At 65.2% G+C, this 26,725-nt stretch carries 24 protein-coding genes; 15 read left to right on the top strand and 9 right to left on the bottom strand.

The window, feature by feature from the left end; all coding sequences use genetic code 11:
* Positions 1-33: 33 nt before the first annotated feature.
* Complete coding sequence (locus SA190iCDA_RS03050; RefSeq protein ID WP_070884930.1) at positions 34-801, top strand: substrate-binding periplasmic protein; 768 nt, start codon at positions 34-36, stop codon at positions 799-801.
* A gap of 147 nt (positions 802-948) precedes the next feature.
* The gene (locus tag SA190iCDA_RS03045) at positions 949-1,713 is read left to right on the top strand and encodes a substrate-binding periplasmic protein (RefSeq protein ID WP_083329739.1); all 765 of its coding nucleotides are present in this window, start codon (positions 949-951) and stop codon (positions 1,711-1,713) included.
* A gap of 540 nt (positions 1,714-2,253) precedes the next feature.
* On the opposite strand, the gene SA190iCDA_RS03040 is transcribed toward SA190iCDA_RS03045, so the two are convergent.
* Complete coding sequence (locus SA190iCDA_RS03040) at positions 2,254-3,066, bottom strand: helix-turn-helix domain-containing protein (RefSeq protein WP_070884929.1); 813 nt, start codon at positions 3,064-3,066, stop codon at positions 2,254-2,256.
* 220 nt (positions 3,067-3,286) lie between these two features.
* Here SA190iCDA_RS03040 and SA190iCDA_RS03035 point away from each other — a divergent pair, with 220 nt between their 5' ends.
* The 3 genes from SA190iCDA_RS03035 (at position 3,287) to SA190iCDA_RS03025 (ending at position 6,564) form a co-directional block, all read left to right on the top strand.
* Positions 3,287-4,711, top strand: a complete 1,425-nt coding sequence (locus SA190iCDA_RS03035; protein WP_070884928.1) for an alanine/glycine:cation symporter family protein — start codon at positions 3,287-3,289, stop codon at positions 4,709-4,711.
* A 124-nt stretch (positions 4,712-4,835) separates the two neighbouring features.
* Entirely contained in the window at positions 4,836-5,819 is a 984-nt protein-coding gene (locus SA190iCDA_RS03030; RefSeq protein WP_070884927.1) for an asparaginase, read from the top strand.
* A 346-nt stretch (positions 5,820-6,165) separates the two neighbouring features.
* Complete coding sequence (locus SA190iCDA_RS03025; RefSeq protein ID WP_070884926.1) at positions 6,166-6,564, top strand: hypothetical protein; 399 nt, start codon at positions 6,166-6,168, stop codon at positions 6,562-6,564.
* A gap of 65 nt (positions 6,565-6,629) precedes the next feature.
* On the opposite strand, the gene glsB is transcribed toward SA190iCDA_RS03025, so the two are convergent.
* Together glsB and SA190iCDA_RS03015 are read right to left on the bottom strand one after the other, a co-directional pair.
* Positions 6,630-7,538, bottom strand: coding sequence for a glutaminase B (gene glsB / locus SA190iCDA_RS03020; RefSeq protein WP_070884925.1), 909 nt, complete (start codon positions 7,536-7,538; stop codon positions 6,630-6,632).
* Between the two features lie 83 nt (positions 7,539-7,621).
* Positions 7,622-8,518 (bottom strand): homocysteine S-methyltransferase family protein, encoded by an 897-nt coding sequence (locus tag SA190iCDA_RS03015; protein ID WP_070884924.1) that lies wholly within the window; start codon positions 8,516-8,518, stop codon positions 7,622-7,624.
* Between the two features lie 110 nt (positions 8,519-8,628).
* On the opposite strand from SA190iCDA_RS03015, the gene SA190iCDA_RS03010 reads away from it, so the two are divergent.
* The 8 genes from SA190iCDA_RS03010 to SA190iCDA_RS02975 all read left to right on the top strand — a co-directional run bounded on the left by SA190iCDA_RS03010 (position 8,629) and on the right by SA190iCDA_RS02975 (position 16,380).
* Positions 8,629-9,450 carry an ABC transporter substrate-binding protein gene (locus SA190iCDA_RS03010; protein WP_070884923.1) on the top strand — a complete coding sequence of 274 codons (822 nt, stop codon included), beginning with the start codon at positions 8,629-8,631 and terminating at the stop codon, positions 9,448-9,450.
* Positions 9,447-10,283 carry an amino acid ABC transporter permease gene (locus tag SA190iCDA_RS03005; protein ID WP_070884922.1) on the top strand — a complete coding sequence of 279 codons (837 nt, stop codon included), beginning with the start codon at positions 9,447-9,449 and terminating at the stop codon, positions 10,281-10,283. The genes SA190iCDA_RS03010 and SA190iCDA_RS03005 overlap by 4 nt, the downstream gene beginning before the upstream one ends.
* A gap of 70 nt (positions 10,284-10,353) precedes the next feature.
* Positions 10,354-10,809: a GNAT family N-acetyltransferase gene (locus SA190iCDA_RS03000; RefSeq protein WP_236100986.1), complete on the top strand. Its 456-nt coding sequence runs from the start codon at positions 10,354-10,356 to the stop codon at positions 10,807-10,809.
* A gap of 57 nt (positions 10,810-10,866) precedes the next feature.
* Positions 10,867-11,313 (top strand): Lrp/AsnC family transcriptional regulator, encoded by a 447-nt coding sequence (locus SA190iCDA_RS02995; RefSeq protein WP_070884921.1) that lies wholly within the window; start codon positions 10,867-10,869, stop codon positions 11,311-11,313.
* A gap of 473 nt (positions 11,314-11,786) precedes the next feature.
* Complete coding sequence (locus tag SA190iCDA_RS02990) at positions 11,787-12,896, top strand: TRAP transporter substrate-binding protein (protein ID WP_070884920.1); 1,110 nt, start codon at positions 11,787-11,789, stop codon at positions 12,894-12,896.
* Positions 12,896-13,411: a TRAP transporter small permease subunit gene (locus tag SA190iCDA_RS02985; protein WP_236100984.1), complete on the top strand. Its 516-nt coding sequence runs from the start codon at positions 12,896-12,898 to the stop codon at positions 13,409-13,411. Before SA190iCDA_RS02990 ends, SA190iCDA_RS02985 begins: the two co-directional genes overlap by 1 nt.
* The gene (locus tag SA190iCDA_RS02980; RefSeq protein WP_070884918.1) at positions 13,408-14,733 is read left to right on the top strand and encodes a TRAP transporter large permease; all 1,326 of its coding nucleotides are present in this window, start codon (positions 13,408-13,410) and stop codon (positions 14,731-14,733) included. The genes SA190iCDA_RS02985 and SA190iCDA_RS02980 overlap by 4 nt, the downstream gene beginning before the upstream one ends.
* Positions 14,734-14,796: 63 nt before the next feature.
* Positions 14,797-16,380: a gamma-glutamyltransferase family protein gene (locus tag SA190iCDA_RS02975; RefSeq protein ID WP_070884917.1), complete on the top strand. Its 1,584-nt coding sequence runs from the start codon at positions 14,797-14,799 to the stop codon at positions 16,378-16,380.
* Positions 16,381-16,622: 242 nt separating this feature from the next.
* Here the strand turns inward: SA190iCDA_RS02975 and SA190iCDA_RS02970 are convergent, their stop codons facing one another.
* The 6 genes from SA190iCDA_RS02970 to SA190iCDA_RS02945 form a co-directional block, all read right to left on the bottom strand.
* A complete protein-coding gene (locus SA190iCDA_RS02970) occupies positions 16,623-17,996 on the bottom strand; it encodes an alanine/glycine:cation symporter family protein (protein ID WP_083329738.1) in 1,374 nt (457 codons plus the stop codon).
* A 246-nt stretch (positions 17,997-18,242) separates the two neighbouring features.
* Entirely contained in the window at positions 18,243-19,121 is an 879-nt protein-coding gene (locus SA190iCDA_RS02965) for an alpha/beta hydrolase (protein ID WP_070884916.1), read from the bottom strand.
* Positions 19,115-20,329 (bottom strand): YeeE/YedE family protein, encoded by a 1,215-nt coding sequence (locus SA190iCDA_RS02960; RefSeq protein ID WP_070884915.1) that lies wholly within the window; start codon positions 20,327-20,329, stop codon positions 19,115-19,117. Before SA190iCDA_RS02960 ends, SA190iCDA_RS02965 begins: the two co-directional genes overlap by 7 nt.
* A gap of 115 nt (positions 20,330-20,444) precedes the next feature.
* Positions 20,445-21,116 carry a hypothetical protein gene (locus tag SA190iCDA_RS02955; RefSeq protein ID WP_070884914.1) on the bottom strand — a complete coding sequence of 224 codons (672 nt, stop codon included), beginning with the start codon at positions 21,114-21,116 and terminating at the stop codon, positions 20,445-20,447.
* A gap of 333 nt (positions 21,117-21,449) precedes the next feature.
* The gene (gene oadA / locus SA190iCDA_RS02950) at positions 21,450-23,261 is read right to left on the bottom strand and encodes a sodium-extruding oxaloacetate decarboxylase subunit alpha (protein WP_070884913.1); all 1,812 of its coding nucleotides are present in this window, start codon (positions 23,259-23,261) and stop codon (positions 21,450-21,452) included.
* Between the two features lie 99 nt (positions 23,262-23,360).
* Positions 23,361-24,776, bottom strand: a complete 1,416-nt coding sequence (locus SA190iCDA_RS02945) for an acetyl-CoA carboxylase biotin carboxylase subunit (protein WP_070884912.1) — start codon at positions 24,774-24,776, stop codon at positions 23,361-23,363.
* A gap of 187 nt (positions 24,777-24,963) precedes the next feature.
* Here SA190iCDA_RS02945 and SA190iCDA_RS02940 point away from each other — a divergent pair, with 187 nt between their 5' ends.
* Entirely contained in the window at positions 24,964-25,914 is a 951-nt protein-coding gene (locus tag SA190iCDA_RS02940) for a LysR family transcriptional regulator (RefSeq protein ID WP_070885256.1), read from the top strand.
* A 48-nt stretch (positions 25,915-25,962) separates the two neighbouring features.
* On the top strand, positions 25,963-26,634 hold the full coding sequence (locus SA190iCDA_RS02935) for a GntR family transcriptional regulator (RefSeq protein ID WP_070884911.1): 672 nt from the start codon (positions 25,963-25,965) through the stop codon (positions 26,632-26,634).
* Positions 26,635-26,725 lie beyond the last annotated feature (91 nt).

Raw genomic sequence — 26,725 nt, 5'->3', positions numbered from 1 at the left:
AGGGCAACAGTCCTTATAAAGAGAAGTCGCCCCATGACCGTCAAAACTGCATGGCTGCTGTGCTTGCTGTCCCTATCAGGCGCTGTCGCACTCCCCGCCCAGGCCGAATTGCCGTCTGGCTACCAGGTCGTGTTACAAACGGAAAACTTTCCGCCGTTCAACATGGCCGACAACGACAAGAACTTCGCCCGTGACGCCAACATTCAGGGCGTCAGCACCACCATAGTGCGCGAGATGTTCAAGCGCGCCGGCATCGACTACACCCTGACCCTGCGCTTCCCCTGGAGCCGGGTCTACGATGCCACCCTGACCAATGCCAACCATGGCCTGTTCTCCACCTCGATGAACGAGGCGCGGCGCCCGCTGTTCAAGTGGGTCGGCCCGATCGCCAAGGTCGAGCGGGTGCTGCTGGCCGCGCCTGGCTCCGCCATTCCCAACCTGACGAGCCTGGAGCAGGCGCGCCAGTACCGCATCGGCAGCTACAAGGACAGCGCCGCTGCCCAGGCCCTGGAAAAGGCCGGGCTGCAGCCGAACAACACCCTGCGCGACCAGGAGAACATCGCCAAGCTCACCGGTGGCAAGATCGACCTGTGGGGCACCACCGACCCGGTGTGGCGCTACCAGGCTCGCCAGGCGGGCGTCACCGGCCTGCGCAACGTACTGACCTTCGACCGCGCCGACCTCTACCTGGCGCTCAACCTCGATACGCCGGACGAAGTCGTCTCGCGCCTGCAACAGGCGCTGGACCAGATGAAGACCGAGGGCTACGGTACCTGCAACAAGCACCCGGAGCTGTGTTGACGGCGACGCGCCGCCGCAACGGCCGGCGCCCGGCATCGATCAAAAGCCCCAGACCGGTTCACAGTCTGGGGCTCTGCTCATCACGACTCATTGCCGTTTACGCGGCGGCACGCTAAAAGGGCAGCGGCCTAACAAGGAGTCGTTCCAATGAGTGTCAACGCCGCATGGTTTGCCGGCCTGCTTGCCGTTTCCAGCCTATTCGTCCTGCCTGCCCAGGCCGAGTTGCCGCCTGACTACAAGGTGGTGCTGCAGACCGAAAACTTCCCGCCCTTCAACATGGCCGAGCAGAACAAGAATTTCGCCCGCGACGCCAATATCCATGGCGTCAGCACCACCATCGTGCGCGAGATGTTCAAGCGCGCCGGCATTGCCTACACCATGACCCTGCGCTTCCCATGGAGCCGCGTGTACGACGATACCCTGGCCCATGCCAACTACGGCCTGTTCTCCACGTCCATGAGCGAGGCGCGCCGGCCACTGTTCAAGTGGGTCGGCCCGATCGCCAAGGTAGAGGGCGTGCTGGTGGCAGCCGACCCGAAGATCACCAACCTGGCGAGCCTCGATCAGGCGCGCCAGTACCGCATCGGTAGCTACAAGGACGGCGCGGTCAGCCAGGCCCTGGAGCGGGCGGGTCTGCAACCGAGCAACGCCCTGCGTGACCAGGAAAACATCGCCAAACTCACCGGCGGCAAGATCGACCTGTGGGCCACCACCGACCCGGTATGGCGTTATCACGCCAACCAGGCCGGCGTAAGCGGGCTGCGCACGGTGCTGATCGTCGACCGCTCGGACATGTACCTGGCGCTCAACCTGGAAACGCCGGACGAAGTGGTCGACCGCCTGCAACAGGCGCTGGAGCAGATGAAGGCCGAAGGCTACGGCACCTGCAGCAAACACCCGGAGCTGTGCTGATAGCGGCAGTACGGCCATGCCTTTACAGATAAAGGCAGAAGCTGGCTTTCAGCAACCTTGTGGGAGCGGCTTTAGCCGCGAGGTTTCTAGGCCTGGTCGCTCCGCATCCTTTACGTGAGCTGTGGTTTGCCAGAGTTATCGCGTTGTTCGTCCGTTCGGTTCCGCTCTGACGAGCGGGTTTCTTTTGGCATCGCCCGGATGGCCGGCCCCGCCAAAAGAAACCAAAAGGTCCAGCCCCGACATCCGGCCCCAGCTTCGCTGGGGTACCCTCGCTTCATCATTGTTCCGAGGGCCGGGCCTAGGCGGCTTCCCACGAAGGGCCATCCTTGGCCCATCCGGTGGGGGCGCCTAGCCTCTCGCGACATCCATGTCGCTCAAGGCTACCCGCCCGGCCCTTTCCACAACGATTCCGCTCGGCCTCCTGAAGGGGCGATTGGTGTCGCCTGCTAATTTTGTGGCATGAGGAGCATCAAAAAGGCAAAGCGCCCGACCGGCCGCTCCCGCCACGAAACAGCCGCTCGGCACTTCGCCAGCCCCCACTCACTCCACCTCGAACAACCCCTCACGAACCGGCGCCTGGGCCAGGCGCTGGCGGATGTCCTCGTCGATGCGCGGATCGTCCGGCTGGTAGAGCATCACCTGGCGGTAGGTGCTGATGCGGTTGATCTCGGTCCCGAGAAACTCCCAGACCACCCGGGTGCAGGCCGGCGTACGGCGGTCACCGCTGGACACGCCGGTCTTCAGGCCGTTGAGGCGGGTGATACGACTCTTGAAGCTGGGGATCAGGATGGTCTGGCTCATCTCGTTGACCGTCAGCGACTCGTAATCGATGAGAAACAGGCGATCCTGCAGCTGGAACGCGGCGCCCAGGTAGCGGCAGCGCGCCGACTCCTCGGCCGGCCCGCCGGTGGAGAGCACCTGACGTTCCTGGCGCTCGAACAGGAAGGCGCCGCCCTCCTCGCGCATATGCACCAGTGACAGCAGGATGGTGCCTGGCACCGACATGCAGTTGGCGTATTCGAAGTAGTAACCGCAGTACCGGGTCAGGTCGCCGGACTGTTCACGCAGCGGCTGTAACATTGCGTGTAACGGGTCCTGCTCGGCTGGTGCGCCGATCTGCGCGCCGCGTGCACCGATCAAGCGTGCGAACTGGTCGCCGGGCAAGCCCAGCTCATAGCCCTCGACGCCGAAGAAATCGCCGATTCGCTTGAGGTTGTAGGCCGTGGGCTGGCTCTCTCCAGACAGGTACTTGTTGAACTGCGCGCGATTGATGCCCACCTTGCGGCACACCTCCGCAATGGAACGGTAGTGGCTGCACAACAGGCGGAGATTTTCCCCAAGGTAACTGGACATGAGCGGCTCAGATGATGCGAGTGACGTGATTGTAGCATCAGGTCGCGTCACATAGGATCGACCCGCGAAATTGCCGCTCCGATGCCTTTGACCAACCATGGCGGCCAGTAAACCCGCGTCCGCCGTCTACTCGATGAACATCGCCCGGGTAGCGCCATGCCGGGCGCCTGGCGAGCGCGCGGTTCATACCTACACCCCTAATAACAACAGGAAGAGTGTCATGCTCGATTTATTGAACGACCTTATCTGGAGCAAAGTGCTGATCGTCATGCTGGTTGGCCTCGGGCTCTACTTCAGCATCCGTTCTCGCTTCGTGCAATTCCGTTATTTCACCAGCATGTTCCAGATCTTCGGCCAGGCGTTGCAACGCAAGCCGGGTCAGCTCAGCTCGTTCCAGGCACTGATGCTCAGCGTGGCCGGCCGGGTTGGCGCCGGTAACATCGCCGGTGTGGCCGTGGCCATTACCCTGGGCGGCCCAGGCGCGGTGTTCTGGATGTGGCTGGTTGCGCTGGTCGGCATGGCCACCAGCTATTTCGAGTGCTCCCTGGCGCAGCTGTACAAGCAGAACGAAGGCGACGGCACCTACCGTGGCGGCCCGGCCTTCTACATCCTGCATGGCCTTGGCCAGCGCTGGATGGCCATCGTCTTCTCGATCCTGCTGCTGGTCACCTTCGGCTTCGGCTTCAATGCCCTGCAGTCGTTCACCGTCGCCAGCTCCATGCATGACACCTTCGGTATCCCGGTGTGGGTCAGCGGTATCGTGCTGGTGTGCATCATCGGCCTGATCATCTTTGGCGGCATCAAGCGCATCGCCAAGTTCGCCGATGTTCTGGTTCCGGTCATGGCCGGTTCCTACATCGCCATCGCCCTGTTCGTGATCGGCAGCAACATCAGCCAGGTGCCGGAAACCTTCATGCTCATCGTCCGCAGCGCCTTTGGCCTCGAGCCAGCCTTCGCCGGCGGCATCGGTGCGGCGATCATCATGGGCGTCAAGCGCGGCCTGTTCTCCAACGAAGCCGGCCTGGGCAGCGCCCCGAACGTGGCTGCCGTGGCCGAAGTGCCGCACCCGGCCGCCCAGGGCGTGGTGCAGTCGCTGAGCGTGTTCATCGACACCCTGATCATCTGCACCTGCACCGCCATGATCATCCTGCTGTCGGGCACCTACTCGCCGGGTAGCGAAGTGGGCGGCGTGATCCTCACCCAGAGTGCTCTGGCCGCCATTGTCGGCGAGTGGGGCCGCGTGTTCATCAGCGTGGCACTGAGCCTGTTCGTGTTCACCACCCTGATCTACAACTACTACCTGGGTGAAAACGCCCTGGGCTTCTTCAGCAAGAGCCGCGCGATGCTGCAGTTCTACCGCGTGCTGGTGATCGTGCTGGTGATGTGGGGTTCGACCCAGGATCTGGGCACCGTCTTCGGTTTCGCCGACCTGACCATGGGCCTGCTGGCCATCGTCAACCTGATCGCCATGGCCCTGCTGTTCAAGACCGGCCTGCGCCTGATGAACGACTACGACGCGCAGATCAAGGCAGGCGTGAAGACCCCGGTCTTCGACCCTGCCAAGTTCGCCGACCTGAGACTGGACAAGACCTCCTGGCCGGCCCTGCCGCCGCAGCCAGCTGCCCAGGACACTCAGCAGCGCTGAGCCCTCGCGAAACAGAGCCATGCCCGCCATGGCTCTACCCCTGATCAGCGGGCCGCATCAGCTGTGCGCAACGGTGCAGTATCTCGATGACGGCCCCGCGCCAAGACCACCCCTCAGGTGATCCATGACTTCATCCCATATTCTCGTGCTCTATACCGGTGGCACCATCGGCATGCAGGCCAGCGCCAGCGGTCTGGCTCCTGCATCCGGTTTCGAGACGCGCGTGCGTGCGCAGCAAGCCCGGCAGGCCGAGCGCTTGCCAGCCTGGACCTTTCGCGAGCTGCTGCCACCGATCGACAGTGCCAACATGAGCCAGGCCAACTGGCTGGCCATGGTCGCGGCGATCCGCCAGGGCACCCAGGACGGCTGCGACGGCGTGCTGGTGCTGCACGGCACCGACACCCTGGCGTACAGCGCCGCCGCCCTGAGCTTCCTATTGCTGGGCCTGCCGGTGCCGGTGGTGCTGACCGGCTCGATGCTGCCGGCGGGTGCCGAGAACAGCGACGCCTGGCCCAACCTGTTCGGCGCCATGCAGGCCCTGCACCACGGCGTGCCGCTGGGCGTGCACCTGTACTTCAACGGCGCGCTGATGCACGGCGCCCGGGTCAGCAAGCTGAGCAGCGAGGCCCTCGACGCCTTCCAGGTGGTGCCGCGCCTGCGCCAGGGCGAGCGCCTGGGCGAAGTGCCCGCGCACATCGACTTCCGCCAGTCGCGCCAGCCGGTCAACCTGCTCAGCCTGCCGCTGGTGCCCGGCCTGCGCGCCAGCCACCTGCGCGCCCTGCTGGACAGCGGCGTGCAGGGCCTGGTGCTGGAATGCTACGGCAGCGGCACCGGGCCGTCGGACAACGCCGAGCTGCTCGGCGTGCTGCGCGCGGCCCATGCCCGCGGCGTGGTGCTGGCGGCGATCAGCCAGTGCGCGCACGGGCATGTGGAGTTCGGCGTATACGCGGCGGGGAGCCAGCTGGCCTCGGCGGGCCTGATCTCGGCGGGCGGCATGACCCGCGAGTCAGCCCTGGGCAAGCTGTTCGCCCTGCTCGGGGCGGGCCTGGCGCAGGACGAGGTGGAGCGCCTGTTCAGCCTCGACCTGTGTGGCGAGCGCGTGGAGTAAGGCATGGGAGGGGCTGTTCCCGTTTCAGCGCGAGCCGCGTTGCTGGGAGAAATGGCCTCCGGTTAGTCGCTCCCTTGCCAAGTCCTGCAACGACAGCGGAGGCCGTTTCCCGCGCAACCTAGGCGTCCCACCCGAAGGGCCGGGCCAGTTTTTGCGCGATGCGGGTTACTCCATGGCTCATCTGGCCCGCCAACCTTGGCATCTCGTGCCTTGCCTCGCGTAAAAATTGGCTCCGGCGCGGCCGTGCGTGAAACGAGAACAGACCCTAGTGCGCGAAAAGTCGGTATAGTCGCGCCCGGCTGACGGAAGCCAGCCTGTTTTTAACACTCACTTACAAGGATGTCCCATGCCTTTGCTTCGCTCCAGCGTATTCCTTCTGATCGCCCTGGCTATTACCGGCTGCTCGACCAAAGCCTTCTTCAAACTGCCGGAAAACAGCACCGTTGCCATCAACGAGCGTGCCGAGCAGCACCCTCAGGGCCTGGTCAAGATTCGCCCATTCTTCTGGAACCGCGCCGGTGGCGTGCCGTACCGTCTGACCAACACCTCCACCGGCCAGCCGATCTCCGAAGGCAAACTGAGCACGCGTTTTCGCGTCGTATCGATCTTCTGGCCGCCGTACAGCATCATTTACTGGCCGATGGGTTTCCGTCATCCATGCTATGACCTGACCGCCCCGGTGGCCGGCACCTGCAGCGACCAGGACCTTAAGATGCTGCGCAAAGCCCAACGCGACGCCGAGTAACCGCGCGGCTGCCGCTCGGGCAGCCCACGCCTGCCGGGATCGAACCGCGCTTCGATCCCGCTCCCTCAGAATACCGACCAGCCGATCCGCTCGCTGAGCACTTCCAGGGCCGCCATGCCGGCCAGGGAGTTGCCCGCCTTGTTGAGCTCCGGCGACCACACGCAAATCGTGTACTGCCCCGGCACGATGGCGACGATGCCGCCACCGACGCCGCTCTTGCCCGGCAGGCCCACGCGGTAGGCGAAGTTGCCGGCCTCGTCGTACAGCCCGCTGGTGGCCATGATCGAGTTGACCTGCTGGGTCTGCCGCGCGCTGAGGATCTGCTCGCCGCTGTGCTTGCAGAAACCGTCGCGGGCCAGGAAGCAGAAGGCCTTGACCAGGTCCACGCAGCTCATGCTCAGGGCGCAGTAGCTGAAGTAATTGCGCAACACCATCTCGACGTCGTTGTGAAAGTTGCCGAACGACTGCATCAGGTAGGCCATGGCCGCGTTGCGCGCGCGGTGCTGGTATTCGGAGTCGGCGATATGCCGGTCGATCAGCACATGGGGGTTGCCCGACAGGCGCCGCACGAAGTCGCGCATCGACAGCGCCGGGGCGGCGAAGCGCGACTGGTTGATGTCGCTGATCACCAGGGCGCCGGCATTGATGAAGGGGTTGCGCGGCCGGCCGTTTTCCAGCTCCAACTGCAGCAGGGAATTGAACGGCTGGCCCGACGGCTCGTGGCCCAGGCGCTCCCAGATGCTCTCGCCGGAATGCTGGATGGCCTGCACCAGGCTGAACACCTTGGAAATGCTCTGGATCGAGAACGGCGTATGGGCATCGCCGGCGGTGAACAGCTCACCGTCGTTACCATAGACGGCGATACCCAGCTGGTTCGCCGAGAACTCGGCCAGCGCCGGGATGTAGCTGGCGACCTTGCCCTGACCAATCAGCGGGCGAACCTGGTCGAGGATTTCATTCAGCAACGCTTGCATGGACACGCTCGCAATCCGGCCCGGCGGCTGCCGGGCTCAATCAGCCATAGACGCCACGACTGACCCGCAAAGCACAGCGACGTTCAGAGGCGCTGTGCCAGAACCGCGATATGCTCCGGGCCGATGCCGCAGCAACCGCCCAGGTGGCTGGCCCCTCGCGCGCGCCAGTCGGCGACCCAACGCAGATAGCCCGGCGGGTCGAGGTCTTCGCGCAGTGGGTCGAGGCCATCGTTGGCGGTGGCTTCTTGCGGTTGCGGCGGGAAGGCGTTGGCGTAGGCGCCGATGGCCACATTCACGCCCAGGCTGGCGAAGGTGTCACGCGCCGCGTCGATGGCCGCGCCGATCACCTCCGGCTGGCTGCAGTTGAACAGCAGCACCTCGACACCCAGCTCGGCGGCCGCGCGGGCTGCCTCGGCCACCGGCTCGCCGGAACGCAGACGCGGCACCTCGTCGACATCTTCGTCGCGCAGGGTGAACGACAGCCAGAACGGCTTGCCGTCCCTTGGCAGCTGGGCGTGAATGGCCCGCGCTTCGGCGATGGCGCTCTGGGTTTCCGCCAGCCACAGGTCGACATAGGGCGCCAGGCCCCCGAGCAGCGGGGTCAGCACTTCGGTCACTCGCGCGGGCTGGAACAGGTCCGGGCGGTAGGAGCCGAACAGCGGTGGCAACGAGCCGGCGACCCGAACGCCACTGCCGGCCTTGTCCGCCGCACTGCGGGCCAGTTGGCCGGCACGCTCGGCCAGGGCGCGGCCTTCGGCGGCGAAACGCTGCTCACCGATATGAAAGGGCACCAGGGCGTAGCTGTTGCTGGTGATCACCTGGCTGCCGCTGGCGATATAGGCGGCGTGCACGGCTTCCACCTGCTCCGGCGCCTCGGTCAGGGCCAGGGCCGACCATTCCGGCTGGCGAAACGGCGCGCCGCGGCGCTGCAGTTCCCGGCCCATACCGCCGTCCAGCAGAATCAGAGATCGCTCGCTCATATAAGCTCCAGTCATATCTATATGCATTCAATTCATTTGGATGCCGATGTTTATAACTATTTAATACATCCAATTGCCCCTCTCAACCTTTTTCGCGCCCAAGGATTTCCGTGAAAGCCACCCTGCTCGCCGCCCTCGGCCTGACCCTCGCCGCCGTCTGCAACCTGGCCCTGGCCGGCCCCACCCTCGAGCGTATCGAGAAGAACGGCGAGCTGGTCAACGTGCTGATGGAGAACTACCCGCCGTTCTCCTTCCTCAACGAGCAGAACCAGCTCGACGGCTTCGACGTCGATGTCGCCAAGGCCGTGGCCGACAAGCTGGGCGTCAAGCTGCGCCTGGAAACGCCGTCCTGGGACGTGATCGCCGCGGGCCGCTGGAACGGCCGCTACGACATCTGCATCTGCTCGATGACGCCCAGCCAGGCGCGCGCTCAGGTGTTCGACTTCCCGGTAACCTACTACGCCTCCCCGGCGGTGATCGTGGTCAACGCCAGCGATGAGCGCATGCACTCGGCCAAGGACCTGTCCGGCCTCAAGGTCGGCGTCACCAGCGCCTCCTCCTACGAGGGTTACCTGAACAAGGACCTGGTCATCGAAGGCGCCGAAGACAAGCCGCTGCAGTACCCCTTCGACGCCGTGCAGGTCGCGCCCTACGACAACGATACCGTGGCCTTCCATGACCTGGCCCTGGGCGCCGGCGTACGCCTGGACGCCATCCTCACCAACCTGGTGACCGCCCAGCCGCGGATCGACCAGGACAAGCGCTTCAAGCTGGCCGGCGAGGCGCTGTACGCCGAGCCGAACGCCGTGGCCATCGAGAAGGACGACCCCCAGTGGCGCGCCAAGGTCGAGCGCGTGTTCGCCGAGCTGCGCCAGGACGGTACCCTGGCGGCCATCTCCAGGAAGTGGATCGGTTCCGATATCAGCCAATGACGCCGCCACCTGAAACCCCTCGCCCGCCGCCCCTGGCGGGCGAGTCGTTGCTGCAGCGCCTGTTCGGCTTTCGCACTCGCCTGTACCTTACCTGGGCGACCCTGTTCGCCCTGTGCGTGACGTTCTTCCTGAGCTTCGAGCTGAAGTTCTCGATCATCCTCGACAAGCTGCCCAACCTGCTGGGCACCAGCCTGGCACCGAACGGCTTTCTGCAGGGCGCGGCGCTGACCCTGTTGCTGTGCTTCTGCTCGATCTGGGCGTCCCTGGCGCTGGGCTTCGTCACCGCCCTGGCGCGCCTGTCGAAGAGCGCCGTGGCGTTCGGCATCGCCAGCTTCTACGCCTCGTTCTTTCGCGGCACGCCGCTGCTGATCCAGATCCTGCTGATCTACCTGGGCCTGCCGCAGCTGGGCCTGGTACCCGGCGCAATCACCGCCGGGATCATCGCCCTGTCGCTGAACTACGGCGCCTACCTGAGCGAGATCTTCCGCGCCGGCCTGCTCGGCGTGCCGCCCGGCCAGCGCGAGGCGTCCCTGGCCCTGGGCCTCAAGCCGGTGGTGATCTTCTGGCGGGTGACCCTGCCCCAGGCCATGCGCACCATCATCCCGCCGACCACCAGCCAGTTCATCTCGATGCTCAAGGACTCATCGCTGATCTCGGTGATGGGCGTCTGGGAGGTGATGTTCCTGGCCCAGTCCTACGGCCGCTCGTCGTACCGCTATATCGAGATGCTGACCACCGCGGCGGTGATCTACTGGCTGCTGTCGATCGGCCTGGAGCTGATCCAGGCGCGCCTGGAGCGGCACTATGGCAAGGCCTACCTGAACGGACGCTAGGATCTGTCGCTTGCGATGCAGGTCCTGGCATCGCAGGATGGCGGTCGACCGACTTTCAGGAGAGCCGCCCATGACCGTCCGCATTCCCGTGGAAATCCGCCCCGTCTGCGCTGCCGATCACGCCGCCTGGCTGCCGCTCTGGCAGGGCTACCAGCGCTTCTACATGACCGAAATCGATGCGGCCACCAGCGACCTGACCTGGCAACGCTTCCTCGACCCCGCCGAACCGATGTTCGCTGCCCTGGCTTGGCGGGGCGGCGAGGCCATCGGCCTGGTGCACTGGATCTACCACCGCTCCTGCTGGACCACCGGCGACTATTGCTACCTGCAGGACCTGTTTATCGGCAAGGACGTGCGCGGCAACGGCATCGGCCGCCAGCTGATCGAACACGTCTACGCCGAGGCCGCACAAGCCGGCTGCTCACGGGTGCACTGGCTTACCCACGAAACCAACGCCAAGGCCAAGCTGCTCTACGAGCGCATCGGCGAACGCTCGGGCTTCGAGCAGTACCGCAAGCTGCTCTAAGCGGCGGCTGGCACACAATCCGCATCTCTGTCGGCTCAACCACCGACAGAGCGAGCCATGAACAAACTCGACAACGCCCTGCTGAATATCCTGATCAAGGATTCACGCACCTCCTTCGCCGATATCGCCCGCCAGCTGAACATCTCCCGCGCCCACGCCCGTACCCGGGTGCAGGCGCTGGTGGAGACCGGAGTGATCGAGAAATTCACGGCGGTGGTCAACCCGGAAAAACTCGGCAAGGGCATCTCCACCTTCGTCGACCTGACCGTCGCCCCTTACGCCATCGAGGCCGTCGCCGAACGGCTCTCGGCCACCCGCGAAGTGGTCAGCCTGTACATCATGAGCGACCTGAAAAGCCTGCATATCCACACCCTGACCGACAGCTACGAAACCTTCGATGCCTTCGTGCGCCAGCACATCTTCAACCACCCGGAGATCCTCACGGTGGATTGCAAGGCGCTGATGACCCGGGTCAAGCACCGCCGTGGCGGTGCACGCCTGTAAGCCGGAGGCCGTCGTTCATCGAACCCATGGGAGCGGGCAGGAACGCCTAGGCCGTGCCCGCGATTTCTCACGCATGGCGCGCTCGATGCCCGTCGCGGCAGCGATGGTAGCCATCGTCAGCGGCGAAGGCTGCGTTAAAAGCGTGCCGGCGACGCGTTTTGGTGCACAACTGACATTCGGCCGCTCACCGCGCCCCGGCTTACCGCTATGGACCTGAGCAACCGCCGCGACCTGTCAGATGTTCAGTAATCAGGGTTCTGGTTGCCGTTTCGTCAGCTTCGCAGCCACAGTCACGCTTGTTTTTTGTGCGCCGAGCCATCTGGACGAAAACCCAAATCCTGAATAAATACATTAAGAATCAATGAGTTAAAAATGATTTCTCCTGGCATGGCAGTTGCTCAAGGCATCTGGCAGCGACTTTACATCCGGCAGGCGCAGGCCCGCCGCCATGGCCAGAACGACAGGAGAATCCCATGAGCCTCAATCGACGCAATTTCATTGGCGCCGGCGCCCTCGCAGCCGGCGCGGGCCTGGCACTGGGTGGCAGCGGCGTGGCCGGTGCCGCGGTGAGCAGCAAGACCTTCAACTGGAAGATGACCAACGCCTACGCGCCGGGTTCGCCCTTCTACGTGCAGGGCCGGGGCAGCCCCACCGACTTCTGCAAGCGCGTCGAGGACATGTCCGGCGGCCGCCTGAAGATCCAGCACTTCGCGGCCGGCGAGCTGATCCCGGCGCTGGAAGGCTTCGACGCAGTGGCCAGCGGCATGGTGGAAATGAACGCCGCCAATGCCTTCTTCTGGGCCGGCAAGATTCCCGCCGCACAGTTCTTCACCGCCGTGCCGTTCGGCATGAACACCCAGGGCATGAACGCCTGGCTGTACAACGGTGGCGGCCTCACGCTCTGGGAAGAACTCTACGAACCCCATGGCCTGGTGCCGATGCCCATGGGCAACACCGGCACGCAGATGACCGGCTGGTTCCGCCAGCCCCTGGAGAACGTCGACAGCCTCAAGGGCCTGAAGATGCGCATCGCCGGCCTGGCCGGCAAGGTCTACAGCGAGCTGGGCGTGGCCGTGCGCCTGCTGCCCGGCGGCGAGATCTTCCCGGCGCTGGAGCGCGGCGTGATCGACGCCGCCGAGTTCGTCGGCCCCTATCAGGATCGCCGCATGGGCCTGCACAAGGCGGCCAGGAACTACTACACCACCGGCTGGCACGAGCCGACCAACGTCACCGAGCTGATCATCAACAAGCAGGCCTGGGACAGCCTGCCCGCCGACCTGCAGGCCATCGTGCGGGTCTGCGCCCAGGCCTGCAACACCGACAGCTGGTCGTGGTGCGATACGGTCAACGCCGAGGCCATGCAGGACCTGGTGGGCAACCAGGGGGTGATCGCCCGGCCGCTGCCAGGCGACCTCATCAAGCGTCTGCATGAGGCCACCCGCGACACCCTGTCGAGCATGGCGGCGGGCGATCCGGCGACCCGGAAGGTCTACGAGCACTTCTTCGCCTTCCGCAAGCAGTACCTGTCCTGGGCCTCGGTAGGCGAGAAGGCGTTCATGGACATCGGGATGGACGCGTCATGATGGCCCTCGTCACTCGTATCGAAGGGCTGGTCGAGGCACTGGGCTGCATGGCCCGGGCCTGCGTGCTGCTGCTGGTACTGCTGGTGTCGTTCGACGTGCTGATGCGCTACCTGTTCGACCTCAGCCCCATCGCCTTGCAGGAACTGGAGTGGTACCTGATCTCGCCCATCGCCCTGCTCGGCATCGCCTACACCCTCAAGCACCGCCAGGACGTGCGCGTGGATTTTCTCTACGAGAAATTCAGCGTGAAGACCAAGGCTGCCGTCGACCTGTTCAGCGGCATCGCCACCGCGGCCATCGGTTTCTACATCGCCCACCTGGCGTTCAAGTACACGATGCAGTCCTACCGCATGGGTGAAGGCTCGCCTGACCCGGGCGGCCTGCCCTATCGCTTTCTGGTCAAGGCTTTCCTGCCCCTGGGTTTCGGCCTGTTCGGTTTGCAGGGGGTGGCCGATAGCCTGCGCGCGTCGTGCGTGCTGCTGCAGCCCGCCTCCGCTCGGGAGGTGCGCCCATGAGCCCCAACGAATGGCTGGCCATCGCCATGGTGTTCGGCTTCTTCGCCATGATGATGGCGGGGGTGCCGGTGGCCATTTCCCTGGCCGTGTCCGGCTTCGTCGCCGGCATGGTCGGCTTCGGCCCGATGCTCTTCGCCCTGCTGCCGGCGCGCATGTTCGGGGTGGTCAGCAACTACACGCTGCTGGCGATACCGCTGTTCACCTTCATGGGGGTGATGCTGGAGAAATCCCGGGTCGCCGAGGACATGCTCGACACCATCGGCCGGGCCATGGGCGGCCTGAATGGCGGCATGGGCCTGGCGATCATTCTGGTCGGCGTACTGCTCGGCGCCTCCACCGGTATCGTCGGCGCCACCGTGGTGACCATCGGTTTGCTGACCCTGCCCACGCTGCTGCGCCGTGGCTACAACAAGACCCTGGCCTGCGGCACCATCTGTGCCTCCGGCACCCTGGGGCAGATCATTCCGCCGAGCCTGGTGCTGATCCTGCTGGCCGACATCCTCGGCCAGTCGGTGGGCTCGATCTTCGCTGCGGCCTTCATTCCCAGCCTGGTGCTGGCGCTGATCTACGTCGCCTACATGCTGCTGCTCGGCTGGCTGCGCCCGGATTGGGTGCCGGCGATTCCCGCCGAGGAACGCGCCCTGACCAGCCGCAAGCAATTGCTCAAGGATATGGCACGCAGCGTGCTGCCACCGCTGCTGCTGGTGATGGCGGTGCTCGGCTCGATCATCGGCGGCGTCGCCGCGCCCACCGAGGCGGCCTCCATGGGTGCCCTCGGCGCCCTGCTGATCGCCGCGCTTTCGGGCCGGCTGAGCTGGCCGACGCTCAAGGCCACGCTGCACGGCACCCTGACCATCAGCGCGATGATCTTCCTGATCCTGCTCTGCTCGCAGCCCTTCTCCCTGGCCTTCCGTGGCCTGGGTGGCGAAGCCCTGGTGCACGAGCTGTTCACCCTGCTACCGGGTGGCGAGCTGGGGGCGATCCTGTTCCTGATGGCGGTGCTGTTCGTGCTCGGCTTCTTCCTCGAGTGGATCGAGATTTCCTATATCGCCCTGCCGATGTTCCTGCCGGTGTTCATCGCCTACGACACCGACCTGGTGTGGCTGGGCATTCTGGTCGCCCTGAACCTGCAGATGTCCTTTCTCACTCCGCCCTTCGGCTGGGCGCTGTTCTTTCTCAAGGGCGTGGCGCCGCCGGGGATCACCACCAAGGACATCTACATCGGCGCGCTGCCTTACGTGTTCCTGCAGATGCTCGCAGTGGCGGTGGTGTTCTGCTTCCCGCAACTGGCAACCTGGCTGCCCGAGGCCATCGGTTGGTAGTACATCGAACCCGGGCCGCGCCGGCTATGATCGCGGCCTGACAACAACAAGGAGTTCGCACCCATGCTCAAGAGCACCCACGCCACCGGCGGCCTGTTCGTCGCTCCCCACCATCTTGCCGCCCAGGCCGGGCGCGACGTGCTCAAGGCCGGCGGCAGCGCCGCGGAAGCGATGGTCGCCGCGGCGGCCACCATCGCCGTGGTCTACCCGCACATGAACGCCATTGGCGGCGACGGCTTCTGGCTGATCCACGAGCCGGGCAAGCGGCCCATCGCCATCGATGCCTGCGGCAGCAGTGCGGCGCTGGCCAACCGCGATTTCTACGCCGGCCATACGCAGATTCCCAGCCGCGGCCCCCTGGCCGCGCTGACCGTGGCCGGTACCGTCGGTGGCTGGGCCGAGGCCCTGACGCAGACCGCTCACTGGCAGCCGCAAAAGGCCCTGCCGGAGCTGCTCGCCGATGCCATCGGCCATGCCCGCCGTGGCGTCGTGGTCAGTCGCAGCCAGGCGCAGCTGACCCGCGCCAAACTGGCGGAACTGCAGGATGTGCCGGGCTTCGCCGAGGTTTATCTGCCGGGTGGTCAGCCGCCACGCGAAGGCGATCTGCTGCGCCAACCCGCCCTGGCCGGCACCCTGCAGCGCCTGGCCGACGCCGGCCTGGATGACTTCTACCGCGGTGAGCTGGCCGAACGCATGGCCGCCGACCTCGAACGCCTGGGCAGCCCGCTGCGCCTGGCCGACCTGCAGGGCTACCGGGCCCGCGCCGTCGCACCGCTGAGCGTGCGCCTGCACGACGCCACCCTCTACAACATGCCGCCGCCGACCCAGGGCCTGGCCTCGCTGCTGATCCTCGGCATCTTCGACAAGCTCGACGTCCAGCAGGCCGAAGACTTCGCCCATGTGCACGGGCTGGTGGAAGCGACCAAGCAGGCCTTTCTGATCCGTGACCGCCTGGTGACCGACCCCGGCCGCGTCCCGGAGGACCCGCAAAGCCTGCTGACCGACGCCAACCTGCAGCGCCTGGCCGCCGCCATCGATCCGCAACGGGCACTGGCCTGGCCGCGACCGGCGCAGCCGGGCGACACCATCTGGATGGGCTGCATCGACGATCAGGGCCGCGCCGTCAGCTTTATCCAGAGCGTGTACTGGGAATTCGGCTCCGGCGTGGTGCTGCCGTCCACTGGCGTGGCCTGGCAGAACCGCGGGATCAGTTTCTCTCTGGACCCGACCGCGCTGCAGGCCCTGGAGCCGGGGCGCAAGCCGTTCCATACCCTCAACCCGGCCCTGGCGCTGTTCGACGATGGCCGCACCCTGAGCTACGGCACCATGGGCGGCGAAGGCCAGCCGCAGACCCAGGCGGCGATTCTCAGCCGCTACCGCCTGGGCAGCGACCTGCAGGCTGCGGTCAGCGCGCCGCGCTGGCTGCTCGGCCGCACCTGGGGCGGCCTCAGTACCACGCTCAAGCTGGAGAGCCGTTTCCCGAGCGAACTGGTCGAAGAGCTGCGTAGAGCGGGGCATATTGTCGAGCAGCTGGACGAAGCCTTCAGCGACACCATGGGCCATGCCGGCGCGCTGCTGCGCCATCCCAACGGCGTGTTGGAAGGCGCTGCCGATCCACGTAGCGACGGTAGCGTCTGCGGGTTGTAAACCTGAGCCGCAGAACGAAAACGCCCCGCTAGTGCGGGGCGTTTTCATTGGCGAGCGAGGTATCAGGTCTTCCAGCCTCGTAGGGTGGACGTCGCTTTTCGCGTCCACCGCAACGGTGGATCGATGAAGCGTGATCCACCCTACAGACTGTGGAGCGGGCGGGGACACCTAGTCCATGCCCGCGATTCGCGCGCATGGCGCGCGCCCACACTGAGTCGCGGAAAGCCAGCAGCGGCCGCTGATCATTCCTCGCTCTTCCAGTTCTTGCGGCTCATGTAGTCGCGGGTTTCCTTGACCACGATACCGGAGAGCAGCAGCAGGCCGATCAGGTTGGGCAACGCCATCAGCCCGTTGGCGATATCGGAGAAGGTCCATACCACTTCCAGGGAGGTCACCGCGCCGACGAACACCATCACCGAGAAGACCAGCCGGTACGGCATCACCGCCACGCGGCCCATCAGGCGCTCCATGCAACGCTCGCCGTAGTACGACCAGCCAAGGATGGTGGTGAAGGCGTAGACCATCACGCTGATGGCCACGGTGTACAGGCCCCAGCCGCCACCCATGCCCTGCTCCAGCGCCCATGCGGTCATCGGCGCGCCCTTGAGGCCTTCCTGCATCCAGGCGCCGGTGACGATGATCGCCAGGGCCGTGAAGGTCACCACCACCAGGGTATCGAGGAAGGTCTGGGTCATCGAGACCATGGCCTGACGGACCGGCTTGTCGGTCTTGGCCGCGGCCGCGGCGATGGCGCCGGTGCCCAGGCCCGACTCATTGGAGAAGATGCCGCGTGCCACACCCATCTGCACAGCGAGGATCACGCTGGAGCCGAGGAAGCCACCAGCCGCCGCCGAGCCGCTGAAGGCATCGGTGAAGATCAGCGCGATGGCGCCCGGCAGGCGGTCGGCGAAGACCACCAGCACGGCGATGATGCAGGCGATATACAGCACGATCATCAACGGCACCACGGCCGCAGCGAAGCGGCCGATGCTCTTGATGCCACCGATGATCACCACCGCGGTGACCAGCGCCAGGCACAGCCCGCTGACCACCGGCGATACGCCCCAGGTGTCGTACAGCTGATGGGCCGCGGTGTTGGACTGCACCATGTTGCCGATGCCGAACGAGGCCAGCACGCCGAAGATCGCGAAGGCGATTCCCAGGCTCTTGCCGAACCAGCCGCCAACGCCGTTGGTGAGGTAGTACATCGGACCACCGCTCTGCTCGCCCTTGGCATCGGTCACCCGATATTTGACGCCCAGAAGCGCCTCGGAATACTTGGTCGCCATGCCCAGCAGGCCGGTCATCCACATCCAGAACAGCGCGCCCGGGCCGCCGATACCGATGGCCGTCGCCACGCCGGCGATGTTGCCCACCCCGACGGTCGCCGCCAGCGCCGTGGCCAGCGCCTGATAGTGGGACACGTCGCCCGGCACGTTACCCTTTTCCGAGCGTTTCACGAAGGCCAGCCAGAAGGCATGGCCGAGCACGCGAAATTGCAGGCCGCGCAGGCGAATGGTCAGGTACAGGCCCGTCAGCAGCAGCAGCGGGATCAGCAGGAACGGGCCCCACACGAAGCTGTTGATGCTCGACAGTAGAGCGAGGAATGAATCCATGGGGTAGTTATCCTTTTTGTTATGTCCATTACGGCTTGTGGCCGCCAGGATCGGCATGGCGCGGTGGCGCCGGAGTATCCGCCGAGCGGGGAATCGTCATGAACACGATTTCTGGAAAACAGCTGGCGGATCAATCAATTGCAAAGCACAGCGATTGTTGCCAAGGCGCCAAGGCTATAACAACTTGCCCCCAAGAGGCGTCAAAAAAACAGGCGAATTCACTAACGGCCCTCGGTGAAACAGGCATTAGCCATGCTCGATGGCAGCTTTCCGGCTATCAGGGTCGGGGCTCAGGGCGCATTTCAAGGGCGCTTGTCGCCACTGTGCCCAGGCCGTTTCCCAGCCTGCGTCATGGGTTACCCCGGCCAGGCTGACGGTTTCCACGCACGGCGCCGCGCCGAGCTCACCGAGGTAATGATGCACGACAGCCGCCGGCACCACCGTGTCGGCTGCGCCCGTCAGATGCCGCTGAGGGATCTGCGCCAGTCGCTGGCGGTATTCCAGGGGTTCGAGGGAGCCATCGAGGGGGCTCAGGTGTTGCATTCTCGCCCATTGACGGGGGCTCAGGTTGCCCGCCAGGGTCTGCACGCTGGCGACATCGTCGCGCTGTGCGGCCAGCAGCAACGCCAGCGCGGCGCCACCGGAATAGCCGATCAGCTCGAAGTCGTGGTTGCCGTAGCGCGCCTTGATCAGATCCAGGCCCTGGTCGAGGCTGCGCAGCACATCGGCGCTGAAACGCTGATTCGTCCACAGGCGGGGGCTGCAACCAGGTGCGCTGACGAACTGGCAGGGCCGCGCCAGATACAGGCTCGGCGTCGGGTCGCTGAACGCCAGGCGCGCTACCAGCAGATCACGGGGCGACGGGTCGAGGCTGGGCTGCGAGGGCGTGGCCCAGGCATGGCCATCGCCCTCGAGATAGATACGCAAGCGCGGTACACCCGATTGCAGGTTCGGTGCGCCCGACAGCAGTGGCAACGGCTTGGCATCCAGGGTCTGCAGCTGCTGATGATGCTGGCCAGCCAGTTCGCCCAGCCGCTGTTGCGGTGACTGGCAGCCGCCCAAGGCAAGGGCCAGCAGCGCGCCGAGAAGCAGCACTGGCGGCCTTGCAGGGCGGATGATCAGCATCCGGTCAGCTTCGCCTCGCGGCGTTCACCGGGAAAGAAAAACGGCCGCAGGCGCACACCCACACCGTTACCCACGAATGCAGCGACCAGCCACAACCAGCCGTGCAGGCTGCCGGAGGCGATACCGCTGAAGTAGGCGCCGATGTTGCAGCCATAGGCCAGGCGCGAGCCGTAGCCAAGCAGCAGGCCACCGATCACCGCCGCCACCAGCGAACGCAACGGGATGTTCAGATTCGGCGCGAAGCGCCCGGCCAGCCCGGCGGCCAGCAGCGCGCCGATGACGATGCCGATATCCATCACCGTGGTGATGTCTTCCCACAGCGGCGCGGCCAGCGCCTGGGCATTGCCCGGCTGCTGCCAGAACGCCCAGGACGACACGTCGACGCCGGTGCCCTGCAGCACCTTGGCACCCCACAGCGCGAACGCCGAGGTGATGCCCCAGGGGCGACCGGCCAGGGCCAGGGTGGCGAAGTTGAGCAGCGCCAGCAGCACCGCACCCCAGATCAGCGGCCAGGGGCCACGCAGAAAACGCTGCCAGCCCTGGTGCTCACCTGGCGCCGCGCGTTCCAGGCTGCCATGGCGGCGCAGCTCGAGGCGCGCGCTCAGGGCGGCGATGGCGGCGAACAGGGCCAGGCTGACGATCAGTGCCGGCACCAGGCCCAGGCTGCTGACGATGGAGGTCGGCGGCAGGCTCGGCAACGCCGACCACCATTGCAGATGGTGAGTGGCGATCACCCCGCCGATGATGAAGAACAGCAACGTCACCAGCATCCGCGCGTTGCCGCCACCCACGGTGAACAGCGTGCCGGACGCACAACCACCGCCCAGCTGCATGCCGATGCCAAAGATGAACGCGCCGACGATCACCGAGGTGCCTGCTGGCGCCACCAGGCCCCTGACCGGCTCGCCGAACAGCGTGCCGGCCGACAACGCCGGGAAGAACAGCAGCACGGCGATGGCCAGCATCAGCATCTGTGCCCGCAGGCCGGCGCCGCGGCGCTCGTTGAGCAGCACGCGCCAGGCCGAAGTGAAGCCGAATGCGGCGTGATAGAGCACCAGGCCCAGCGCGCCACCGACGATGAACAACAACGCCTGGCGACCGCTGACCGCAAAGGTGAGGGCCAGGGCGCCAGCCAGCAGCAGCGCCACGGCCACCAGCGGCGTACCCGAGCGGTTGGCCGGCGTAGCAGCGGGAATCGACAAACTCATATAGACCTTCGAATAACCAATTGAAACGGTCGGCTATTCTAGCCCGTCGCGGATGCCCCGGCATGGGGATGCTTAGAACGATTGCTGAAAAGGTTATGCCAGCAAGCGGCAGCCTTCAGAACACGCCGTCACGGGCAATCGGTGGCGTGAACAATCCGGCAGGATCACGACGCACCGAACCCTCTTCGATCTCGGCCGCCTCGACCACCTCGACCTGTTCGCCATTTAGCGCCTTCTCCACGTACTGCTGGGTCAGCACGCCGGACAGGATGGCCTTGCCCGAGTCGGTAAAGTCATAGACGCTCGATGAACCCTGCAGCGGCACCGACGCCAGGCGCTGGCCGCGGCTATCGAACACGTCGGCAGTCAGCGCATGGGTCAGCACCACGCCCATGAAGCTTTCGCTCTTCCATTCACGCACGCGAACCGACAGCAGCATGGCGTCGGCAGAAGACGCCTGGCGCACCGTGCCATCCACACCGCGGGCGGCGACGCCCTTGCGCTGCAAGCCTCCGAGCAGCGACTTCTGCAGCTCCTGAGCCAGCGGCTCGCCGGAGCGCGTGTTGACGTCATAGGGGATGTAGTAGCTGCCGCGGATCAGACCAACGAAATGCCCCTTCTTGTTGCCGGAAACCACGTAGGGACGCTCATCGATCACCTGCACCTCAACGGCCTTGGTGAAGGTTTGCGGCACCGCGGGGTAGGCCTGGGAATAGTCGATCTTGCGGCCATTGGAACAGGCGGCCAGGCTGAACAGCAGGATGAGTAGAACGCAACGACGCAGCATGGAATGTCCTTATAAAGAGGTCGAGCCGGCGCATTGCAGGCGCCGGCAGGCAGAGCGGCAATCGCCAGAATCCGAGTGATTGCATTATGCCACTTGAAGCCCAGGCATGGTGCTAGAGCCTCGGCACCATTGCAAGCAATGGCGGCCAGCCGATGTACACCCAAGTCCTTGTGGGAGGGCGCCATGCGCCCGAAGGCTTCGCGGGCATGGAATGGGCGTCCCCGCCCGCTCCCACGGGTTCGAGGAGATTCGGCCTCCCCGCCCGCCCCACGATATCAGGGCCGACTGACAAAAAAAGGGGCCTTGCGGCCCCCAGAGGTTAATCGATGACGGTCAGGCTTCGACTTCGATCAGCACTTCGCCCGGGTTGACGCGGTCGCCCTTGGCCACGTGCACGGCCTTGACGGTGCCGGCGATCGGCGCCTGCACTTCGGTTTCCATCTTCATCGCCTCGGTGATCAGCACCGCCTGGCCGGCCTTGACGGTGTCGCCCTCCTTGACCAGCACATCGACGATATTGCCCGGCATGCTGGTGCTCACGTCACCCGGTGCGCTGGCGCTGCGGCGCTTGCTGCCGGTGCCGCCGGCCACGTAGTCGTTGAGCGCCTCGAACACCACTTCCTCGGGCATGCCGTCGATGGACAGGTAGAAGTGCCGCTTGCCCTCGCCCTTGACGCCGACGCCGGTGATGTCCACGCGGTAGCTTTCGCCGTGCACGTCGATGATGAACTCGGTGGGCACGCCCGCGCCGCCGGCTGCCGCCACGCCAGTGCCATCGGGGATCGGCAGCAGCACTTCCGGTTGCAGGGTGCCCGCTTCACGCTCTTCGAGGAACTTGCGGCCGATGTCCGGGAACATGGCGAAGGTCAGCACGTCCTCTTCGGACTTGGCCAGCTCGCCGATCTGCCCCCGCAGCTTGTCCATCTCCGGCTTGAGCAGGTCGGCCGGGCGAACGTCGATGACTTCTTCGCTGCCGATGGCCTGCTTGCGCAGTCTCTCGTTGACCTTGCCCGGCGCCTGGCCGTAGCCGCCCTGCAGGTAGAGCTTCACCTCGTTGGTGATGGTCTTGTAGCGCTCGCCGGCCAGCACGTTGAAGAACGCCTGGGTGCCGACGATCTGCGAGGTCGGCGTGACCAGTGGCGGAAAGCCGAGGTCTTCACGCACCCGCGGGATCTCCGCCAGCACTTCGTTCATGCGGTTCAGCGCGCCCTGCTCCTTGAGCTGGTTGGCCAGGTTGGAAATCATCCCGCCCGGCACCTGGTTGACCTGCACGCGGGTGTCCACGGCGGTGAATTCGCTTTCGAACTGGTGGTACTTCTTGCGCACCGCGTGGAAGTACATGCCGATCTCCTGGATCAGCGACAGGTCCAGGCCGGTATCGTATTCGCTGCCCTTGAGCGCGGCGACCATCGACTCGGTGCCGGGGTGGCTGGTGCCCCAGGCGAAGCTGGAGATGGCCGTGTCAATATGGTCGGCGCCGGCCTCGATGGCCTTGAGCTGGCACATCGAACCCAGGCCCGCGGTGTCGTGGCTGTGGATAAATACCGGCAGGTCGATCTCGGCCTTCAACGCCTTGACCAGATCGGCCGTGGCATAAGGCGTGAGCAGCCCGGCCATGTCCTTGATGGCGATGGAGTCGATGCCCATGGCCTGCATGGCCTTGCCCTGGGCCACGAAGGCCGCCACGGTGTGCACCGGGCTGGTGGTGTAGGCGATGGTGCCCTGGGCGTGCTTGCCGCTGGCCTTCACCGCCTCGATGGCCACCTGCAGGTTACGCACGTCATTCATGGCGTCGAAGATGCGGAACACGTCGATGCCGCTCTCTGCCGCCTTGGCGACGAAGGCGCGCACCACGTCATCGCTGTAGTGGCGGTAGCCGAGCAGGTTCTGGCCGCGCAGGAGCATCTGCAGGCGGGTATTGGGCAATGCGGCACGCAGCTGACGCAGACGCTCCCAGGGGTCTTCCTTGAGGAAGCGCACGCAGGCGTCGAAGGTCGCGCCGCCCCAGACTTCCAGCGACCAGTAGCCGACCTTGTCGAGCTTGTCGCAGATCGGCAGCATGTCTTCGGTACGCATGCGGGTGGCCAGCAGGGACTGGTGGGCGTCGCGCAGGATGGTGTCAGTGACGGTGATCTTCTTGTTCATCAGGTTTCTCCTTCAGAGCTGCAAGCTCCAAGCCTCAAGCTCAAGTCAAAGCCGATCCGCTTCTACTTGCCGCTTGTAGCTCGCAGCTTGACGCTGCATTCATAGGCCGGCGTGGGCGGCGATGGCGGCGGCGATGGCCAGGGCCAGTTCGCCCGGCTTGCGTTTGATCGAGTAGTTCAACAGCTCTGGGTGGTTGTCGACGAAGCTGGTGTTGAAGCGCCCACTGCGGAACTCGTCGTTGGCGAGAATCTGCTGGTAGTAGGTGGCGGTTGTCTTCACGCCCTGCACACGCATGTCGTCCAGCGCACGGGAACCGCGGGCCAGGGCCTCTTCCCAGGTCAGCGCCCAGACGATCAGCTTCAGGCACATGGAGTCGTAGTACGGCGGAATGGTGTAGCCGGTGTAGATCGCCGTGTCGGTGCGCACGCCGGGGCCGCCGGGGGCGTAGTAACGGGTGATCTTGCCGAACGAGGGCAGGAAGTTGTTGCGCGGGTCCTCGGCATTGATGCGGAACTGCAGGGCAAAGCCGCGGTACTGGATATCTTCCTGCTTGATCGACAGCGGCAGGCCCGAGGCGATGCGGATCTGCTCGCGGACGATGTCGATGCCGGTGATTTCCTCGGTGATGGTGTGCTCCACCTGCACCCGGGTGTTCATCTCCATGAAGTACACCTCGCCCTCGGCGAGCAGGAACTCCACGGTGCCGGCGTTCTCGTAGCCCACGGCCTGGGCGGCGCGCACCGCCAGATCACCGATATAGGCGCGCTGTTCGGGGGTGAGCTGCGGGCTCGGGGCGATTTCGATGAGCTTCTGGTTGCGGCGCTGGATCGAGCAGTCACGCTCGTACAGGTGCACGGTATTGCCGAAGCTGTCGGCCAGCACCTGGGCCTCGATATGCTTGGGGTTGACGATGCACTTCTCCAGGAACACCTCGGCCGAGCCGAAGGCCTTGGTGGCCTCGGAAATCACCCGCGGGAATGCCTGCTCCAGTTCCGCGCGACTGTTGCAGCGGCGAATGCCGCGGCCGCCGCCACCGGAGGTAGCCTTGAGCATCACCGGGTAGCCGATGCGGTCGCCTTCGCGCAGCGCCTCGGCGATATCCGCCACGTTGCCTTCGGTACCCGGCGTCACCGGTACGCCGGCCTTGATCATGCTGCGCCGCGCTTCGGTCTTGTCGCCCATGCGGCGGATGACCTCGGCGCTCGGGCCGATGAACTTGATGCCACGCTCGGCGCAGATTTCCGCCAGCTCGGCATTCTCGGAGAGAAAGCCATAGCCGGGGTGCAGGGCGTCGCAGCCGGTTTCCACGGCCAGGTTCACCAGCTTGCGCGGGTTGAGGTAACCGGCCAGGGGGTCGTCACCGATGCCGTACGCCTCATCGGCACGCTTGACGTGCAGCGCCTGACGGTCGGCATCCGAATAGATGGCCACCGACCGGATGTTCATTTCGGCACAGGCCCGCACGATGCGCACCGCAATCTCGCCACGGTTGGCAATCAGGATTTTCTTGATCACGAGCCAGCATCCTCGATCACGTGAACAGGCAACCCAAAGAGGGTCGAGATATGACCGGATATGTCCGCCCGATCTTGTGATCAACCCTACGCCGCTGTAACAATTAACCAAAATCAATATTTGTTGGGTTCTGCATAAGTAAAAACTTATGCTCTGCAGACAACAAACCACCCGAGTGGTGAACAGAATTCGCAAGTCATTGTTACGCATGACCTTTCGCCAGCTTCAGGTGTTTCGCTCGGTGTGCGATCAGCGCTCCTACAGCCGCGCGGCCGAGGAAATGGCCCTGACCCAACCGGCGGTGAGCCTGCAGATTCGCCAGCTCGAAGAGCTGCTCGGCCAGCCGCTGTTCGACTACGTGGGCAAGAAGCTCTACCTGACCGAAGCCGCCGAAGCGCTGCAGCGGGCCAGCGAGGATATCTTCGGGCGCCTGGAGAGCCTCGACATGCAGCTGGCCGACCTCAAGGGCTCGCTGCAGGGGCAACTGAGCTTGGCCATCGAATCCAGCGCCAAGTACTTCGTTCCCCACCTGTTCGCCGCCTTTCGCCGCGAACACCCGGAAGTCAGCCTGCAGCTCACGGTGGTCAACCACACCCAGGCGGTTCGGCGGCTGAGCGCCAACCGCGATGACCTGCTGATCATGTCCCAGGTGCCGTCGGACATGGCCCTGGAATTTCTGCCCTTTCTCAATAACCCGATCATCGCGGTGGCGCCGGTGGATCATCCGCTCAGCCAGGCCGAGGCCTTGCAATTGCAGGACCTGTGCGAGTGGCCGCTGCTGGTACGCGAGCCGGGCTCGGGCACCCGCCGCGCCTGCGAGGAGTACTGCCACCAGAAGCGCGCGCACTTCGCCCAGATCCAGGAGGTCGGCTCGTTGGAGGGCCAGCGTGAAGGCGTGCTGGCCGGCCTGGGCCTGGCGCTTATCCCGCGCCATGCGGTGCGCCGTGAGCTGCAATTGGGCCTGTTGCGCGAGTTGCCGGTGGCCGAACTGCCGCTGCTGCGCAGCTGGTGCGTGATGCACCCCCGTGGCAAATACCTGTCGCCAGTGGCCCAGGCGTTCTTCAACTTCGTGCGCGACCAGCGCAAGCAGATCGGCGCGCTGGCCGCGCAGTTCAGTGGCGTGGGGAATTCGCTGTAATGATTTCGTATATCCTATTCAAAAGCCGCTCTTAGCAGGTGCACCCGCGTGCCATTGTCCCTTCTTAACGCCCCAAACCTGGGCATTACACCGTCAGCCTCCGAGGTGATCACCAAGCATCTGCGTGATGCCATCGTTTCCGGGCACTTCGGCGAAGACGAGCCAGTGCGTCAGGACGATATCGCCAAGCTGTTCAATGTCAGCAAGATCCCTGTGCGCGAAGCGCTCAAACGCCTGGAGGCCGAAGGGCTGGTGGTGTTTCAGCGTAACAAGGGCGCGGTGGTCACGCGCATCTCCGAGCCGGACCTGGCGCAGATGTTCGAGGTGCGCATCCTGCTCGAGGACAAGGCGCTGCGCCTGGCGATCCCCAATATGACCATCGCGACCTTCGCCCAGGCCGAAGGCATCTGCGCGGAATTCATCGGTGAGCACGACATCGGCCGCTGGGCCGAGCTCAACTGGGCGCTGCACGCCTGCCTCTACGAGCCGGCACAGCGGCCTTATCTGATCAACCTGATCCGCTCGATCCACGACAAGCTGGAGCGCTACCTGCGCCTGCAGATGAGCCTGTCCGAGGGCAAGGATCGCGCCGACTTGGAACACCGCGAGATCATCGCCGCCTGCCGGGCCCGGGACGTGGAACGCGCAGCGGCGCTGCTCGAGCAGCACATCACCGGCGTATGCCGCAGCCTATTCGAGCATTTGCCAGGGCGGCGGTGAGTCGGCAGTCCGGAAGACGGACTCATGCTTGCGGGGTCGGGCGCGGACGCCTAGTCCATGCCCGCGATTCGCGCGCATGGCGCGCTCCCAA

Source organism: Pseudomonas argentinensis, assembly GCF_001839655.2.
GTDB classification, from domain to species: domain Bacteria; phylum Pseudomonadota; class Gammaproteobacteria; order Pseudomonadales; family Pseudomonadaceae; genus Aquipseudomonas; species Aquipseudomonas argentinensis_B.
Note: the sequence above shows the minus strand (reverse complement) of the source record. Positions and strands in the feature narration are given on the sequence as shown.